Below are 16,896 nucleotides of genomic sequence, written 5' to 3'. Positions count from 1 at the left end.
GGAACCCGCATTATTTCCACATTTTTCCGCTAAACATTGTTGTAATGTACGTTGTAAAGTCGCGCAGGACATTATCAATCCAAACGTTAAGCTGAACGTGTAGTATGCAAATTCCGATATTTTTTCTGGAGACCAGGAAGAGTTGCTTTCGAAAATAATATGATAAAAATCAGATGGTAAGTAAGTCTGGTTGCTGGATAGAAAGTCTGTGGCGGCAAATTATCATGGTCTTTGCAATCTAATCTACCCTTAGAAGGCTCTGCTACATGGACGAAAACATAAGGCAGCGTACGGAAAAATATATCTTAGCAAAAAACCAGCATCCAGCCTGGATACTTCTTGCCACCCGCCGTGCCCCGCTGGTATTGAGCTGCCTGAAAACGCTCTTCGAAAAATCACATGATGGTATCCCCCTTGAGGAAGCGATTCAGTCTCTTACCGGCATTCTTGTTGAGCACGTGAGTCAGGAACAGTATGACATTAATCAGGACAATCCCTCTCTTCAGGCCAGCCGTGAACTGCGGGAATGGATTAGACGTCGTTTAATTGTCGAACGGGATGGCCGTGTATTTGCTACCGATGCGCTTGAGGTCGCGATTACGTTTGTTGAGTCGCTGGATAATCGTTTCATGACCTCTACGGCTTCCCGTCTGTCCACAGTACAGCGAGAAATTGAAAACCTGGAAACCCGGCTTAATCCTAATCCGGCAAACCGGGTTTCAACCTTACGTCGTCGTATTGCCGAACTGGAACGTGAATTACAGGAAGCCGAAGCCGGGCATATTGAGGTGCTGGAAACGCATCAGGCGGTTGAACATATTCGAGAGGTCTTCAACTTAGCTTCCAGCCTGAGGGCTGACTTTCGTCGTGTTGAAGACTCCTGGCGCGAGGCCGACCGTGCGCTTCGGCAATCCATTATTGGTGAGCAGTATCATCGCGGCGATATAGTAGAACGTTTGCTCAACGATCAGGAGGCGTTGCTTAATACTCCCGAAGGAAGAGTTTTCGACAGTTTTCAGCAGCAACTCCGTCAATCCTCTGAACTTAAGGCGATGAGTGAAAGGCTACGTGTGATCCTTAGCCATCCGTCTGCTTCCGATGCGCTTAACCGTCTCCAGCGTCATGATTTACGCTGGCTGGTAAAACGCCTGGTCGATGAATCGCAAACCGTTCTCCAGGCTCGCGCCCGAAGCGAGCGCGATGTCCGTGGTTTTATGAAAACCGGGCTTGCTGCTGAACATCACCGTGTTGGTCATCTGCTTAACGAATTTCTAAATCAGGCGTTAAAACTCGACTGGCAGCGCCAGACTGTTCGCAAACAAGAGGTTCCGCTTCCTGCTGTTGGCGTAGCGGTAACGGGCGTCCCTGCGATTGAACGTTTACGGTTTAAAGAGGTGGATGATGAAGCGGAACAAACGTTGGATCTCAGTAATCATGCGGCGGATTTAACGCAGATTGGTGATGATTTTTGGGACGCTTTCAACGGCCTCGATCGTGAGGCGTTGATTCAGCAGACGCTGCTGCTTCTGGCAAAAGAAAATCGCCCCATTGGCCTGGCTGAATTGGCGGCGCTGTTGCCCCCGGTTCACGATCTTGAAACGTTTACCGTCTGGATTGGCATGGCGAGAGAAGCGGGCATTGAGGTTATTGATTCACATCGCGAATTTGCTGAACTGAGTGATGGGGAAGGTCGTCGCTGGCGATTTAATCTGCCCACTACCGGTCTGGAAAGCCAGGCATTAATGGATATTGATTGGGAGTAACAGGCATGGCGGGATTTTTTGACAAACTGATTAGCCGAAGCGTTGCTGCAAATACAGTTAGTGAACCAGAAACATCGGACGAAGAAATTACTGATGAGTTGGTTGAAGAATGTACAATCAGTAGCGAAATGCGAACGCTGAAAAAAATACGCGAAGCGACTCAGGAATTGCTCAAATACGGCCTGCTGGAAGAGGTCAGTAAACCTAATCTGTACCGCGTTGTACTGACCCATCCTGAAGAGGTGATTCGCATTCTTGAACCTCTCGATCTGGATATTGGCATTGATGAGATCCGCGGCCTGCTGTATGTCAAAGTCAGGCTTGACGAAACGCCGGAGCAGGATGAATGGTCCCACCCTCTGGTGAGACGGCAGCGACTTAACCTTGAACAGTCGTTGTTAGTTGCCATACTACGCCAGCATTTTGTTGCCTGGGAGCAGGAAAGTGGAACGGGCGCCAGCCAGGCACAGATTGCTATAGACGATCTCCTCCCTCAGCTCCAGATTTACCTTGGCGATCCGGGGAGTGAATCAAAAGAACGCACCCGGTTGCTTACCTTGCTGGATCAATTAAAGGGGCATGGGCTGGTCACGTCGCCGGATGCGCATGAGCGGATCGTGATTCGTCCGATTATTGCTCATCTTGCGGACCCGATGAATCTTCAGGCATTACTGGCATGGCTGAGGGAACAAATTGCTCAACAAACCTCCATAGATGATTCGTCAGAAAACGGAAGTAGTGAGGAGGACGTATGAATCAAATAGCGCGTCTGGCTGGAAAGGAATCTTTTATTCTTACTCGTATCGAGTTATTCAACTGGGGCGGTTTTCATGGATTGCATCAGGCAGTAATCCATCAGGAAGGTACTGCCGTTATTGGCCCAACCGGGAGTGGAAAAACGACGCTTGTCGATGCCTTAATGACGCTACTCTGCGCCAATCCCCGCTACAACCTGGCCTCAACCGGGGGGCATGAAAGCGACAGGGATCTTATCTCTTACGTCCGTGGTGTCTCCGGACCAGGCGATGGCGGAGAGGGTCAATCGCACATTGCCAGACCGGGAAAAACTGTGACTGGTATTGCTGCTACGCTGGAGCGTGAAGGGCAGCAGGTACGTCTGGGCGCGCTGTTGTGGTTTGATGCTACCAGTTCCAGCGTGACGGATATGAAAAGGCTTTGGCTTTTCAGCGATAGCTCCGAGCAGACGCTGGAGCATTGGCTGAACGTTTATCATGAAGGCGGCACACGTTTGCTCCGGCAAATGGAAAAAGAAGCGATCGGGATCTGGACATACCCGAATAAAAAGCAGTACCTGGCGCGCCTGCGGGACTTCTTCGAAGTGGGGGAAAACGCATTTACGCTGTTAAATCGGGCGGCAGGGTTGAAACAACTCAACAGTATTGATGAGATTTTTCGCGAGCTGGTACTGGACGATCACTCCGCCTTTGATCGCGCGACGGAAGTCGCCAATAGTTTTGATGGCCTGACAGAAATCCATCAGGAACTGGAAACGGCGCGTAAACAGCAGCAGTCATTGCAACCTGTCGCCCTGAGTTGGGATAAGTACCAGAAGCAAGAACGCATCCTTGCAGACGGGCAGATGCTGGAATCACTATTACCCATCTGGTTTGCACGACAGGCGAGCCAGCTGTGGCGTGAGAAGATCAGCCTTCTTGAAGCCGAGCTTGGTGAGGCGCAGACCGGTGAAGAACAAATCCAGTCACGACTAGAGTTGCAGAAAAGAGTGGTTACTGACTGCTTGCAGCGCTATCTCCAGGTAGGCGGCGCCAATATTGATGAACTGAACGAGCGTATCAATGAATGGCAAAAAACGTTCAGCAGCCGGGAGATTCTGGCACGCCAGTATCAACAGCTGACCCGTAATCTTGAATTACCGCCTGACCTGAGTCAGCGACAGCTGGAGGTGAATAAGCATCACGCCGGGATCAGATGTGAAAAGCTTGCTGATGATATAAAGCTGAAGCAAGAAGAGACGTATCAAAAGGGTGCACTCAGCCATAGCATCACCGTTGAACTGCGTGAACGGGAAACTGAACGCGCAGAAATCGCGCGTCGTCCGGACTCTAACCTTCCCGCACATTATCAGGCGTTTCGCAGCGAACTGGCAAAAGCGCTAAACGTCGATGAATCTGAATTGCCCTTCGTCGCTGAGCTGATACAGGTTAAACCGGAAGAGGCGCAATGGCGCGGTGCGATTGAGCGCGCGGTCGGGAGTAACAGGCTGCGTATTCTGGTTGCGCCTGAATCTTTACAGGAAGCGCTGCGCTGGGTAAACCAGCGTAACAATCATCTGCATGTACGGCTACTGGAGGTCAAATTACCGCACTTTCCAGCCAGATTTTTTGATGATGGTTTTACCCGCAAGCTGTTGTGGAAAGATCATCCTTGGCGAGAGGCCGTCAAAGTATTATTGGCCGAAAGCGACAGGCATTGTGTTGACAGCCCTGAACAACTGCGTGACACACCTCACGCTATGACGGTACAGGGATTAATGTCTGGTAAACAACGTTTCTATGACAAGCAGGATCAGAAACGCCTTGATGAGGATTGGCTAACGGGATTCGATAACCGCGATCGACTGAACTTCCTTGCCAAAGAAATTGCCGTGCTCCAGGAGCGGCTTAAAGCTTCAAACGAGGCATTTGAATTTGCGAAAGGCGAGGTGGGGCTTTTGCAAAACCAGGCCATTTTATTCCAAAAAATACAACAAATTGCTTACGATAGCATCGATGTTCCCGGCGCAAAGAACCAGCTGGATGCGCTTAAGGCGCGGCTGGAGAATCTGCTCCGCCCTGATTCTGACGCCAGTGTAGCGAAAGCAAAGCTTGATGAGGCTCAAGCTGCTGAATTTGAACTTGATAAGCAACTCAGAGCCGCCAATAAAGTCACTAACGGGCTGGATACGGAGCTCACCTTTGCCCGGACTGCAGAACGTAAGGTTCAGCAAACCGCGCAACAAGGTATGCGGGATGAAGAGCAAGAATTGTGCGCGTCACATTTTCCGACGGTTGCTCTGGAGCAACTGCCCGACATTCGGGATCTGGAACGTCAACATGAGCGGGGTATTCAGCAAGACATTGAGGCTGTTAAAGGTGAACTGCACCGACTGAGCCTTGAGTTGACCAAACGTATGTCTGAAGCCAAAAGAGTGGATACCGGGGCGCTCGTGGAGGCAGGGGCTGATTTGGGCGATATTCCTGTCTTTTTACAACGTTTGAAGGAACTGACTGAAGAAGCCCTGCCGGAAAAGCTCAACCGTTTCCTTGATTATCTGAATCGCTCATCTGACGACGGGGTAACACAACTGCTCAGCCACATCGATCATGAGGTGCTGGTGATTGAGGAACGCCTCAACGAACTCAATGAAACCATGTTCAGGGTCGATTTTCAGCCGGGTCGCTACCTGCGTCTGGATACCAAAAAAGTTGTTCATGAAAGCCTGCGCACGCTTGAAAAAGCACAGCGTCAGCTGAATGCCGCCCGGTTTGTTGATGATAACGGCGAGAGCCATTATAAGGCTTTGCAGGTGCTGGTGGCGCAACTGCGGGATGCCTGTGAACGAAATCGTACCCTGGGGGCGAAGGCGCTGCTGGATCCCCGTTTCCGTCTGGAGTTCGCCGTGTCGGTGATGGATCGCCAGAGCAAAAGCGTGATTGAGTCGCGTACTGGATCGCAGGGCGGCAGCGGTGGAGAAAAAGAGATTATCGCGTCTTACGTGTTGACCGCATCACTCAGCTATGCGCTTTGTCCTGCGGGGAGCCGTTATCCGCTTTTCGGCACCATTGTCCTTGATGAAGCTTTCTCCCGCAGCTCTCATGCTGTGGCGGGCAGGATCATTGCCGCGCTTAGAGAATTTGGCTTACATGCCGTATTTATCACCCCCAATAAGGAAATGCGCCTGCTGCGTGACCATACCCGGTCGGCGATTGTCGTCCACCGGCGCGGTCAGGATTCAAATATGGCTTCGCTGAGCTGGGAAGAGCTTGAACAACACTCCCGACGACGGGAGGACGCGTAAGTGTATTCTCCTGATGAACTGCGTATAAAGCTTGCCCGGCAGTGGGATAATGCAAAGCTCCGGGCTGAGCGTTTACTTCCACCCGGTAACTGGCCGCTCTGTCTGTCCATTGGCAAACCTCCCGCGAAAATATTCGCAGAGCAGCCTCAGCGCGTTTTACAACACGTGCAGTTATGGCGGCAAGTCGCGGTTGGGCGTGTGGAATGGGAAGAGGTAAGTTATCGGGCGAGCGACGGACCGGTATCAATGCCGTTGCGCTGGATCATGAATGGCCCTTCTGACTGGATCAACGCAGCGGCAGATGCGACGGTAAGCCGGGAATTTCGCATGCTGGAGGGAATTATTGAGCAGGTTGCTCCCATTTTTCATCCGCTGTTGGTCAGCCATCGTTCGCTCTGGCGGAACAAAGGCTCGCAGGACATCATTAGCGCTGCCAGGCTGGCCAGCAGATTAGAACCGGGCTGCGCAAAAGGGCTGCCGCTAAGACTGCTTTCCGGGCAAGGGGTAGATACCAAATTTATTGAGAATAATATTTCATTATTAACCCGACTGCTGGACGTGCGTTTTTCCGGCGAAGCCAGCGAGCAGGGGTTAACCACCTTTCTTGATGCTTTTGATGAGTCCAGCCACTGGGTTTTGGTTGTGCCATTATCGCCCGGATTGCTCCCTTTTAAAAAATGCCGGGTGACGACGGCGGAACTGGCGGAAACGACATTGCCCGCGTCGCGTGTGCTGGTGATTGAAAATGAACAGTGCCTGCATCAACTTCCAGCGTTACCTGATACTATCGCGATCTTAGGGTGCGGCCTTGACGTGCAATGGTTATCCAGCTCTGTTCTGAATGAAAAACGCGTGGCTTATTGGGGGGACATGGACAGTTGGGGGCTACTGATGCTGGCGAGAGCCAGGTGCTGTCGTCCTACGCTTGATGTTCTGCTCATGAATCGTGAGTTGTTTGAGCAATACGCCAGCCACAGCGCCGTTTCTGAACCGGTAAAAGCACAGGAAGCAATACCCGATGGCTTGCTAAATGAAGAGGCCGATTTTTATCGCTACTTAACTTGCTTACCGCGTGGTCGACTGGAGCAGGAATTTTTGCCTAAGGGGAGAGTTGAAGAGGCGCTGCTCATGTGGCAGAAAGGATTATAAATAAGGCTGAAGGATCCGTCAGTACCCTTATCAACCTACCGGATATTCGGTAGATGCGGTATGATAAAGCCGAATATTTTTCAGCCAGAGGAACCTCTATGCCTTTGCAAATAAAAGACATTATAGATCTGCAAACCCTTGTCGAGTCGGAACAGGTAGAGTTCAAGCTGGCAGGGGGGAAAGACGGCAAAGGTGAGTTACCGAAAGACTTCTGGCCCACCTATTCCGCAATGGCAAATGGTCGGGGTGGTTGGGTAGTTCTCGGTGTAAAAGAACAGGCTGGAAAATTTACACCAGTGGGTATTGTTGATCCCGAAAAGATTAAGACCGATCTGTTTAATCAGTTAAACGATCGCGATCGGGTCAGTGCGAATGTGCTGAAATCAGAAAACGATGTGCAACAGGTCTCTTTGCATGGAACGGACGTTCTGGCGATCCATATTCCACAGGCGATGCGCAAACAAAAGCCGGTTCACCTGAAAAAATCCCCATTTGGTAACACCTATCAACGTCTGCACGAAGGCGATCGCGTTTGTGATGATATGACCGTCAAGCGGATGCTTGCAGAGCAGATCCACGACAGCCGCGATAATGAAGTGCTTTCTGAGCACTACACTTTTCAGGACGATATCGATCTGGACAGTCTGAAAGTCTATCGCAATCTGCTATCAGCAAATAACCCGCAGCATCCTTATCTGGCCTGTGAGCCGTTTGAACTATTTAAAATGGTTGGTGGATGGCGTAAAGACAGGGAAACCGGAAAAGAGGGCATAACGCTAGCTGGCGTTCTCATGTTTGGTAAATGGGATGCGATTATTGCCGCAGCGCCTAACTACATGGTGGATTACCAGGAACGCCCCGAAGCTAAAACGGAGCTGCGTTGGGTGGATCGGGTATGTCCGGACGGTACGTGGTCAGGGAACTTGTTTGATTTTTATCGCAAGGTATACCAAAAGCTGGTCGCCGATCTTAAAGTCCCCTTTATGCTTGAAGAGGGGCAGCGCAGAACGGATACGCCAGTACATATCGCACTGCGTGAAGCGCTGGTCAACACGCTGGTACATGCTGATTTTACCGATCGGGTTTCTATTCTTATTGTCAAACGTCCCGACATGTTTGGCTTTCGTAATCCCGGCTTGATGCGTCTGCCGCTGGAGGAGGTGATCGCGGGCGGCGTCAGTGATTGCCGCAACAGATTGCTACATCAGATGTTTTTGCTGATTGGTCTGGGTGAGAAAGCAGGTTCAGGGATGCCAAAGATCTTCAGTGGTTGGAAATCGGCTAACTGGCGAACTCCCAAACTTTGGGAAAAAACATTTCCAGCCCAGACGCTATTAGAGCTTTCTACGGCTAGCCTGATCCCGCAGCATGTTCTGGATGATTTGCATCAGCGGTTTAGTGAAACCTTCGATCAGCTTGATGATTTTGAACAGGTGATTATTGCAACAGCGGCGATTGAAGGCTGGGTCAATCATGAACGCGCCTGCCAGTTAACAACCCGTCATTCCCGCGAAGTCACGTTGACGCTTCCACGTCTGGAAAGTAAAGGTTTTCTGGTCGCTGGGGGGGAGCAGAAAAGCAAATATTACACCTTGCCCGGCGTATCGGTCATGACGCCGGATGAGGTTTTCTCGTTAGGTACGGTTGCGAGCTCCACACATAACGAGGGGCACTCCGCATATAACGAGCAGAGGTCCACACATAACGAGGGGAGCTCCACATATAACGAGCAGAGGTCCACACATAACGAGGAAAACTTCACTTATAACACCGGGGGCGACCAACCCACGTCGCGGGATGAGTATGGGCGTTTGCTTAACCGCTTTATGGACAGACCCTATATTGATGATGTTGACAAGCTCACCGAGGATTTCCGGGATTCGCTGTTTACTTTAGCCGTGGTTCCGCGTGAAAGGCTGCGTCTGGGGGATAAAGAGCTGATGAAGAGTGTGATCCTGAATGTGTGCCAGGGGCAGTATATTTCCGTTGCTGCGCTGGGGCAGATCCTTTGTCGTAACCCTAACGCGCTGCGTCAGCAGTACTTAAAACCGCTGGTTGAGAAAGGGGAGCTTAAACTGGCGTTTCCGCAGTATAAGAATGACCCAAAGCAGGGGTATAGCGCGGTTTAATGCTTTATCTGGTCCTTCCGTTACCGTAAGCCTGAAGTCTCTCCCGAGCTTCTGATGGCTTTGATGCCAGAAAATAGGGGGAAGATAAGCGAAGCGCGCCAGTCCAGGCTCGTAAAAATCCTTGTTAACGCAAAAAAGTTTTTCCTTTCTGTACCATTGGCACTGGCATAGTCTTCCTCCTGCTCCATGCTGTCATTGACAGCGTCCAACGCTTTGCAACCTGAAAGAAGCGCCTGCTATTAGGACGGTTGATCCGTTATCGATGCATACCTCTGCAAACATCAGGTCGCAGAACATTGCGACGGAGACCTGAGATTTAACACGATACGTTCTTTTCTGCGTCAGCCTGCTGCCAGCGATTTGCTGTATGAAGTCGTGGAATATTACGCCGACGCGCTAAAAGCACCGCGTTGTCTAACAATAAAAGAGAGGAGGCATTGAAGGACTGGACTAGCGCAAAAGCAAAAACCCGCCACGAGGGCGGGTTTTCTGAAGAAGTGGTGCCCGGACTCGGAATCGAACCAAGGACACGGGGATTTTCAATCCCCTGCTCTACCGACTGAGCTATCCGGGCAACGGGGCGCATTAAACCCGATCTGCCCGGTGGCGTCAACGAAAAATGTTGTTTTCGTTACAGACTGCGCAATCTCTCACCATTTCGCCGCATCCTTAAGCGAAAAAATGCGTCCAGAGCGCGGAGAGCGGCATGGCGAGCAGCAGTGCGGGCAGCATGTTCACCACGGCAAACATCTTAATCCCACAGATGCGCAGCCCGGTAGCCAGCAGCAGCAGGCCGCCGACGGCGGTAAAGTCTGCCATCATCGCCGGCGTAGTGAGCGGGAGAATTAACGTGGCGCAGGTAGCCAGTGCCAGCTGGATCAGCAGCATCGGGACGCAAATCGCCGCCACGGCAATGCCGAGCGTGGTGGCAAAAATAGTGGCGGTGAAGAAATCAAGAAACGCTTTTGCAATCAAAATGCTCGGGTCGCCCGTCATCCCTTCCTGCATCGAACCGAAAATCCCGGTGCCGCTGGCGCAAAACAGAATAATGATGGCGACATAGTTCTGAATAAACGTCTCGTGCGTGCCGTGTTTCGCCTTGCCGCCCGGTCGGGCAATCAGGTTTTTGGCTTTACTCACCGCGCCGTTAATGCCTTTTTCCAGATAGCAGAACTCGCCAATCAGCGCGCCGAGCAGGGTGGCCAGCACCATCACCGGCAGGTTGGCGCATTTGATGACTAAAAGAATACCGATCCCTAACGATGCCAGGCCGAATATCGAGGGCATGGAGGTGCGAATCCGCTCCGGCAACCGCTGGCTCAGCACGGCGCCGAGTACGCCGCCCAGCAATACGGCGCCTGCGTTGATAAATGGCCCGATAACCAAAGTTAACTCCTGTTATTTAATCATTGATATTGCATTATTATGGCACGTCAGGCCTGCGCGAGCCTTAGCTTTGGGTGGTTTCGTGCATACTGATTCCTTCTTGCACCTCAAAATAAAAGGTGACATTATTGCGCGAATTTTCTCCTCCCTGTCTCACCGCTCGGTGAGGGTAACTGCGCCTATGAAAACCATGAAAATTGCCGTCAGCCGCGAGCTGGTCTCCACTGTGTCTACGCACCGCGAAAAGGTGATGCTGGACAGCACTGATTTTACCGATGTGGCGGCCGTCGTCATCACACCAGCTGAAAGTCGCAGCGGCATTCTTGCACTGCTGAAACGTACGGGCTTTCAGCTACCGGTGTTTATTTTCTCTCAGGAGGCAACGGACGTACCCGACTGCGCCACCGCGGTTATATCGGGTAAAGCTCAGGAGTTTCTGGAACTGGAGACCGCTGCCAGCCGTTACGAAGAGAACCTGCTGCCGCCGTTTTTCGACACTCTGAGCCAGTATGTGGAGATGGGCAACAGCACTTTCGCCTGCCCGGGACACCAGCACGGCGCCTTTTTCAAAAAACACCCGGCAGGGCGGCAGTTCTATGATTTCTTCGGTGAGAACGTGTTTCGCGCCGACATGTGTAATGCCGACGTGAAGCTGGGCGATCTGCTGATCCACGAAGGGTCCGCCAAGCATGCGCAAAAGTTCGCGGCGAAAGTGTTCAACGCTGATAAAACCTATTTCGTGCTGAACGGAACGTCGGCGGCCAACAAGGTAGTGACCAACGCGCTGCTCACCCGCGGCGATCTGGTGCTGTTCGACCGCAACAACCATAAATCTAACCACCACGGGGCGCTGATCCAGGCGGGCGCCACGCCGGTTTATCTGGAGGCCGCGCGTAACCCGTTTGGCTTTATTGGCGGGATTGACGAGCACTGCTTTGATGATGCGTATCTGCGGGACCTGATCCGCGAGGCGGCGCCGGAGAAAGCCGACGAGGCGCGTCCGTTCCGTCTGGCGATCATTCAGCTCGGCACCTACGACGGGACGATCTACAACGCCCGTCAGGTGATCGATAAGATCGGTCATCTGTGCGACTACATCCTCTTTGACTCAGCATGGGTGGGCTACGAGCAATTTATTCCCATGATGGCGGAAACGTCCCCGCTGTTGCTGGAGCTGAACGAGAACGATCCGGGCATTTTTGTGACCCAGTCGGTGCACAAACAGCAGGCCGGTTTCTCACAAACGTCGCAGATCCATAAAAAGGATAACCACATCCGCGGCCAGGCGCGTTTCTGCCCGCACAAGCGGCTGAACAACGCCTTTATGCTGCATGCCTCCACCAGCCCGTTTTACCCGCTGTTCGCCGCGCTGGATGTGAATGCCAAGATCCACGAAGGGGAAAGCGGGCGCAGGCTGTGGGCCGAGTGCGTTGAGCTGGGGATTGAGGCGCGTAAGGCGATCATTGCCAACTGTCATATGATCAAACCGTTTATCCCACCGGTGGTGGCGGGGCGGCCGTGGCAGGATCATCCGACGCACGCCATCGCCAGCGAGCTGCGCTTCTTCAGCTTTGAGCCGGGGGCCAAATGGCACGGGTTTGAGGGCTATGCTCATGAGCAGTACTTTGTCGACCCGTGCAAGCTGCTGCTGACCACGCCGGGTATCGATGCCGAAACCGGGGAGTACACCGATTTCGGGATCCCGGCGACGATTCTGGCGCACTACCTGCGCGAAAACGGCATCGTGCCGGAGAAATGCGACCTCAACTCGATCCTGTTCCTGCTGACGCCTGCCGAAAGCAGCGAGAAGCTGGCGCAGCTGGTGGCGATGCTGGGCCAGTTTGAACAGCATATTGAAGACGACACGCCGCTGGCGGACGTGCTGCCGACGATCTTCCAGAAATACCCGGTGCGCTACCGGGATTACACCCTTCGCCAGCTGTGCCAGGAGATGCACGATCTCTACGTCAGCTTTGACGTCAAGGATCTGCAGAAGGCGATGTTCCGCAAGGAGAGCCTGCCGGAGGTGGTGATGAACCCGCAGGATGCCAATCAGGCGTATATTCGCGGAGAGGTGGAGCTGGTTCGCATACGGGATGCCGAAGGGCGAATTGCGGCCGAAGGAGCGCTGCCCTATCCGCCGGGCGTGCTGTGCGTGGTGCCGGGTGAAGTCTGGGGCGGGGCGGTGCAGCGTTACTTCCTGGCGCTGGAGGAAGGGATCAACCTGCTGCCGGGCTTCTCGCCGGAGCTGCAGGGGGTTTACAGCGAGAAGGATGCTGACGGGATCAAGCGGCTGTATGGGTATGTTTTAAAGTAGACCCTACCTCGAACGTAGGCCGGGTAAGCGTTAGCGCCACCCGGCGATTTGCCCGGTGGCGCAAGCTTACCGGGCCTACAATAGTGCGTCAGGCTTCCGCGCGGCGGTACATCCTCCTCGGATGCCCAATCTTACCGTACAGCATCTCCACCGTCAGAAAACCCGCCTCCACGCAGTGTTCCAGATAGCGCCGGGTGGTGGTTTTGCTTAATCCCGTTTCGCTCACCACCTCATCCACGGTAAAGCAGTGGGTTGCCTTGTCGTTAAACAGCGACTGCACCCGCGCCAGCGTATTCTCCTCAATACCCTTGCTGCCGTTGTCCTGGCGGTAGTTTTTCGCCTGTAGCTGATACAGCGAATCCACGTTCTGCTGGTCGACAATCTTCCAGACCCGCTGCTGTTCGGCAAACTGCACAAACCGCTCCAGCGACTGGCTGAGCCGCTTCCAGGAGACGGGTTTGAGGATGTAGTCGAACGCGCCGTTGCGGATCGCCTGGCTGCAGGTGTCCATATCGCTGGCGGCGGTAATAAAAATCACCGAGCAGTTGGCGCGGGCCAGCATGGGGTTATTGATCAGCGAGATCCCTTTGCCGTCTGGCAGATAGTTATCCAGCAGCACCAGCTGCGGCTGTTTGTTTGCAAGTTCTGCCTGAGCCGCAGCCAGCGACGAGGCAATGCCCACCAGCCTCAGTCGCGGATGTTTGCTTATCAGCTCCGCGTGCAGTTGCGCCAGTTCGTTCTCGTCTTCAACAATCAGTACGTCGATAAGTTCATGTTGCATAGTCGGTGTCTTCCAGTTGCCGGGCGGTTCCCGTGGCCGGGATAAACAAGGAGAAAATGGCGCCGCGCGGGGTATTATCGGCAACTTCTATCGCGCCGCCAGCCTGTGTGACATAGCTTTCGATCAGATACAGGCCAATCCCATGATCGCCGCGTGTTTTGGTGGTGATGCCGCGTTCAAAGATCCGGTCACGGATCTCCGGTGTAATGCCAACGCCCTGGTCGGCGACTTCAATAATCAGCTCCTGGTCGCTGAGTTTTATCAGCACTTCTACCGGCGCATGGGGAAGCGGCGATCGCTGTGTCGCTTCGATGGCGTTATCCAGCAGGTTGCCAATAATTGAAATCAGCTCTTGTTCCCCCAGCGGCAGGAACGGTTTGTCCAGCTGACAGGCCGGGTCGAAGCACAGCTCGACGCCTTTCTCCCGCGCACGGGCGGCTTTCCCCAGCAGCAGGCCGCACAGGGTCGGAGAGCTGAAGCGCGAAGAGATAAAGTCCAGCAGCTCCTGGGCATGCTCCGACTGCGCCTGAATGTAGCCAATGGCTTCCTCATAGCGGCCCATATGCAGCAGGCCGGAGAGCGTGGTCATTCGGTTTAACTGCTCATGGCGCATAATACGCAGGTTATCGACATAGCGTTTTACCTGGCTGAGCTGGGCGCTCAGCGAGTCGATTTCGTTGCGATCGCGGAAGGTGATCACCCACCCCTGCAGCGACCCCTCAAGCATGATGTGCACCCGGCTGGCAATTACCGTGAGATCGTTAAAACGGCAAATCTCGTCATGGGTATCTTTCGCCAGCATCGTCTGCGTGTCGAAGAACGGGACCGGATCGATAACCTGGCTTATCAGCTGCCCGCGCAGCTCCCGGGCCGGCTGGCTCAGACCCAGCAGCTTGCGCGCCGCCTGGTTGATCACCTCAATCCGCCGCCGATCGTCAATGGCAATCACCCCTTCATAAATAGACTCCATTAGCGCCTTCTGCTGGCGCACCAGCAACCCGATTTCTCGCGGCTCAAGAGAGAAGATCTGCTTCTTGATGCTGCGGGTAAAGAACCAGGAGAAGATAAAGAGAGCGATTAGCAGCAGCACGGCGGCAATCAGGATATTGACCACCTTACTGACGGTAATGGTGTCCAGGTAGCTGGTGAGATAGCCGACCGAAACAATGCCGACCACCTGTCCGGCAGCGTTGAAGATGGGGGCCTTACTGCGCAGCGAAATACCCAACCCGCCTTTGCGAATGGTGGTGGTGCTTTTACCCTGCAATACGGCTTCGTTGTCTCCGCCAACCAGGGTTGTGCCCACTCTGTCGGCAAAGACGGAGTGAAAAAGATGCTGACCCTTATTATCACCAATCACAATAAAGCTGGCGTCACTGTGCGCAGAAATCTTCTGCATAAAATCATGGATGGCGCTGATATTTTTTTGTTCAACTTCATTACGCAATGTCGGAATAAGCGCAATCTCCTCAGCCTGTATTTTGGCTCGCGTACTCATTTCCTGATATAGCTGTTTCCCGACGTCGGCATAATAATATCCGCCCAGTAACGCAAAAAGTACTGAGAAAAAGGCAACCAGCGAAATAAACAACTTGATCTGGAAAGAGACTTTCATAACTATCACGCGAGGTAGCAGCAAAGATCGCCAATATATCATCTTTTTTCGCGCGGACGTCCGCTTTGCCGAAAACTTGTGATCCCTTGCACAGCGGGCGCTGTAAAAGCGTTATCCTAAAGTCTGGCGTGCCTCTGGCTGCATGAACAAATGTTATTTGTTTGTTCAATTCGTAAAAGAAACCATAAAAACCACGCTAATAAATAAGGTATAAATCACATTAAATAAAAGAAACCATTAAAACCATAGCTGCCATTAAAACTTCGCTTTTAATATGCCATTCCTCACATAAAGTAAGCCTTTGTGACTCTAAGCTGAACGCACAAAATAACCAAGGGGCTTATTATGAGCACAACTGACGATTCTTTCTCTGTTACCCACGACCCGATTGAAATTCAGCGACCTTCGCTCAAAGAGCGCTGGTGGCATATTATGGATACCTGGAAAATCGGGATTATTCCTCTGCCGCTGTTCGTTCTGGCGGGCGCGCTGATCGCGATTGATTGCCTGGGCGGAAAACTGCCGAGCGATATCGTGGTGATGGTGGCAACGCTGGCCTTCTTTGGCTTTGCCTGCGGCGAGTTTGGCAAACGCCTGCCGATTGTCGGCAAGCTCGGTGCGGCGGCGATTTGCGCCACCTTTATCCCTTCCGCGCTGGTCTATTACGGCCTGCTGCCGGACGTGGTGGTTGAGTCCACCACCAAGTTCTACAAATCCACCAACATTCTCTATCTCTATATCTGCTGCATTATTGTCGGCAGCATCATGAGCATGAACCGCACGGTGCTGATTCAGGGCTTCCTGCGCATCTTCTTCCCGATGCTGTGCGGCGAAATCGTCGGCATGCTGGTGGGGATGGGCGTCGGCCTGGCGCTGGGTCTTGAGCCGTTCCAGATCTTCTTCTTTATCATTCTGCCTATTATGGCGGGCGGCGTCGGGGAAGGGGCGATCCCGCTTTCCATCGGCTATGCCACTTTACTGCACATGGACCAGGGCGTGGCGCTCGGCCGCGTGCTGCCGATGGTGATGCTCGGCGGTCTGACGGCGATCATCATCTCCGGCTGCCTGAACCAGCTCGGTAAACGCTTCCCGCACCTGACCGGTGAAGGCCAGCTGATGCCTAACCGCGCCAATGCCGATACCACCGTCTCTCAGCCTGCGTTCTCCGGCAAAGCGGATGTGACCACTATCGCCTCTGGCGCGCTGCTGGCGGTGCTGCTCTACATGCTGGGCATGCTCGGCCACAAGCTGATTGGCCTGCCTGCTCCGGTCGGCATGCTGTTTATGGCGGTGCTGGTTAAGCTCTGCAACGGCGCCTCTCCACGCCTGCTGGAAGGTTCTCAGGTGGTGTACAAATTCTTCCAGACTTCTGTGACCTACCCGATCCTCTTCGCCGTTGGCGTGGCCATCACCCCGTGGCATGAACTGGTGGCGGCGTTCACCGTCAGCAACCTGCTGGTGATTGTCAGCACCGTTTCTGCACTGGTCGCCACCGGCTTCTTCGTCGGCAAAAAGATTGGTATGCACCCGATTGATGTCGCCATCGTCTCCTGCTGCCAGAGCGGCCAGGGCGGTACCGGCGACGTGGCGATCCTGACCGCAGGCAACCGCATGAGCCTGATGCCGTTCGCCCAGATTGCTACCCGTATCGGCGGCGCGATTAACGTCTCTGTCTCACTGCTGATTCTGGGCAACTTCCTCGTTTAAGTTTTCAGGA

The 16,896-nt window shown here is 53.3% G+C and carries 10 protein-coding genes, 1 tRNA gene and 1 pseudogene; 8 read left to right on the top strand and 4 right to left on the bottom strand.

The annotated features are described in order from the left end of the window. The first annotated feature begins 266 nt into the window (after nt 1–266). The 6 genes and pseudogenes from AC4IC4_RS19200 to AC4IC4_RS19175 all read left to right on the top strand — a co-directional run bounded on the left by AC4IC4_RS19200 (nt 267) and on the right by AC4IC4_RS19175 (nt 9,080). On the top strand, nt 267–1,763 hold the full coding sequence (locus tag AC4IC4_RS19200) for a DUF3375 domain-containing protein (RefSeq protein ID WP_491471710.1): 1,497 nt from the start codon (nt 267–269) through the stop codon (nt 1,761–1,763). Between the two features lie 5 nt (nt 1,764–1,768). Beyond that, complete coding sequence (locus tag AC4IC4_RS19195) at nt 1,769–2,518, top strand: DUF4194 domain-containing protein (protein ID WP_491471709.1); 750 nt, start codon at nt 1,769–1,771, stop codon at nt 2,516–2,518. Next, nucleotides 2,515–2,670: pseudogene (locus AC4IC4_RS19190) on the top strand (ATP-binding protein); the annotation flags it as partial. The gene AC4IC4_RS19195 and the pseudogene AC4IC4_RS19190, both read left to right, overlap by 4 nt. A 1,785-nt stretch (nt 2,671–4,455) precedes the next feature. Continuing rightward, on the top strand, nt 4,456–5,802 hold the full coding sequence (locus AC4IC4_RS19185) for an SbcC/MukB-like Walker B domain-containing protein (RefSeq protein WP_491472839.1): 1,347 nt from the start codon (nt 4,456–4,458) through the stop codon (nt 5,800–5,802). After that, nucleotides 5,803–6,951: a DUF3322 domain-containing protein gene (locus tag AC4IC4_RS19180; protein WP_491471708.1), complete on the top strand. Its 1,149-nt coding sequence runs from the start codon at nt 5,803–5,805 to the stop codon at nt 6,949–6,951. Nucleotides 6,952–7,049: 98 nt separating this feature from the next. Next, nucleotides 7,050–9,080: an RNA/DNA-binding domain-containing protein gene (locus AC4IC4_RS19175; RefSeq protein WP_491471707.1), complete on the top strand. Its 2,031-nt coding sequence runs from the start codon at nt 7,050–7,052 to the stop codon at nt 9,078–9,080. Between the two features lie 498 nt (nt 9,081–9,578). Here AC4IC4_RS19175 and AC4IC4_RS19170 read toward each other — a convergent pair. Continuing rightward, nucleotides 9,579–9,654, bottom strand: a tRNA-Phe gene (locus tag AC4IC4_RS19170). Between the two features lie 95 nt (nt 9,655–9,749). Continuing rightward, a complete protein-coding gene (locus AC4IC4_RS19165) occupies nt 9,750–10,466 on the bottom strand; it encodes a DUF554 domain-containing protein (protein ID WP_491471706.1) in 717 nt (238 codons plus the stop codon). Between the two features lie 181 nt (nt 10,467–10,647). Here AC4IC4_RS19165 and AC4IC4_RS19160 point away from each other — a divergent pair, with 181 nt between their 5' ends. Beyond that, nucleotides 10,648–12,783 carry an ornithine decarboxylase gene (locus AC4IC4_RS19160; RefSeq protein WP_491471705.1) on the top strand — a complete coding sequence of 712 codons (2,136 nt, stop codon included), beginning with the start codon at nt 10,648–10,650 and terminating at the stop codon, nt 12,781–12,783. 88 nt (nt 12,784–12,871) lie between these two features. On the opposite strand, the gene AC4IC4_RS19155 is transcribed toward AC4IC4_RS19160, so the two are convergent. After that, on the bottom strand, nt 12,872–13,564 hold the full coding sequence (locus tag AC4IC4_RS19155) for a response regulator (protein ID WP_491471704.1): 693 nt from the start codon (nt 13,562–13,564) through the stop codon (nt 12,872–12,874). After that, complete coding sequence (locus AC4IC4_RS19150) at nt 13,554–15,179, bottom strand: ATP-binding protein (RefSeq protein ID WP_491471703.1); 1,626 nt, start codon at nt 15,177–15,179, stop codon at nt 13,554–13,556. Before AC4IC4_RS19150 ends, AC4IC4_RS19155 begins: the two co-directional genes overlap by 11 nt. 345 nt (nt 15,180–15,524) lie before the next feature. Between AC4IC4_RS19150 and AC4IC4_RS19145 the strand changes: the two genes are divergently transcribed. After that, complete coding sequence (locus AC4IC4_RS19145; protein ID WP_032650157.1) at nt 15,525–16,886, top strand: 2-hydroxycarboxylate transporter family protein; 1,362 nt, start codon at nt 15,525–15,527, stop codon at nt 16,884–16,886. Nucleotides 16,887–16,896: the final 10 nt, after the last annotated feature.

The organism is Enterobacter sp. Taxon_2 (assembly GCF_058355295.1).
The sequence above is the reverse complement of the archived record's forward strand: the minus strand, read 5'-3'. Positions and strand labels throughout refer to the sequence as shown.

Excerpts from the sequence above, each read along its gene's own strand:
- AC4IC4_RS19200 (WP_491471710.1), top strand. The coding sequence starts at position 267 with ATGGACGAAAACATAAGGCAGCGTACGGAAAAATATATCTTAGCAAAA.
- AC4IC4_RS19195 (WP_491471709.1), top strand. The coding sequence starts at position 1,769 with ATGGCGGGATTTTTTGACAAACTGATTAGCCGAAGCGTTGCTGCAAAT.
- AC4IC4_RS19175 (WP_491471707.1), top strand. The coding sequence starts at position 7,050 with ATGCCTTTGCAAATAAAAGACATTATAGATCTGCAAACCCTTGTCGAG.
- AC4IC4_RS19160 (WP_491471705.1), top strand. The coding sequence starts at position 10,648 with ATGAAAACCATGAAAATTGCCGTCAGCCGCGAGCTGGTCTCCACTGTG.
- AC4IC4_RS19155 (WP_491471704.1), bottom strand. The coding sequence starts at position 13,564 with ATGCAACATGAACTTATCGACGTACTGATTGTTGAAGACGAGAACGAA.
- AC4IC4_RS19150 (WP_491471703.1), bottom strand. The coding sequence starts at position 15,179 with ATGAAAGTCTCTTTCCAGATCAAGTTGTTTATTTCGCTGGTTGCCTTT.
- AC4IC4_RS19145 (WP_032650157.1), top strand. The coding sequence starts at position 15,525 with ATGAGCACAACTGACGATTCTTTCTCTGTTACCCACGACCCGATTGAA.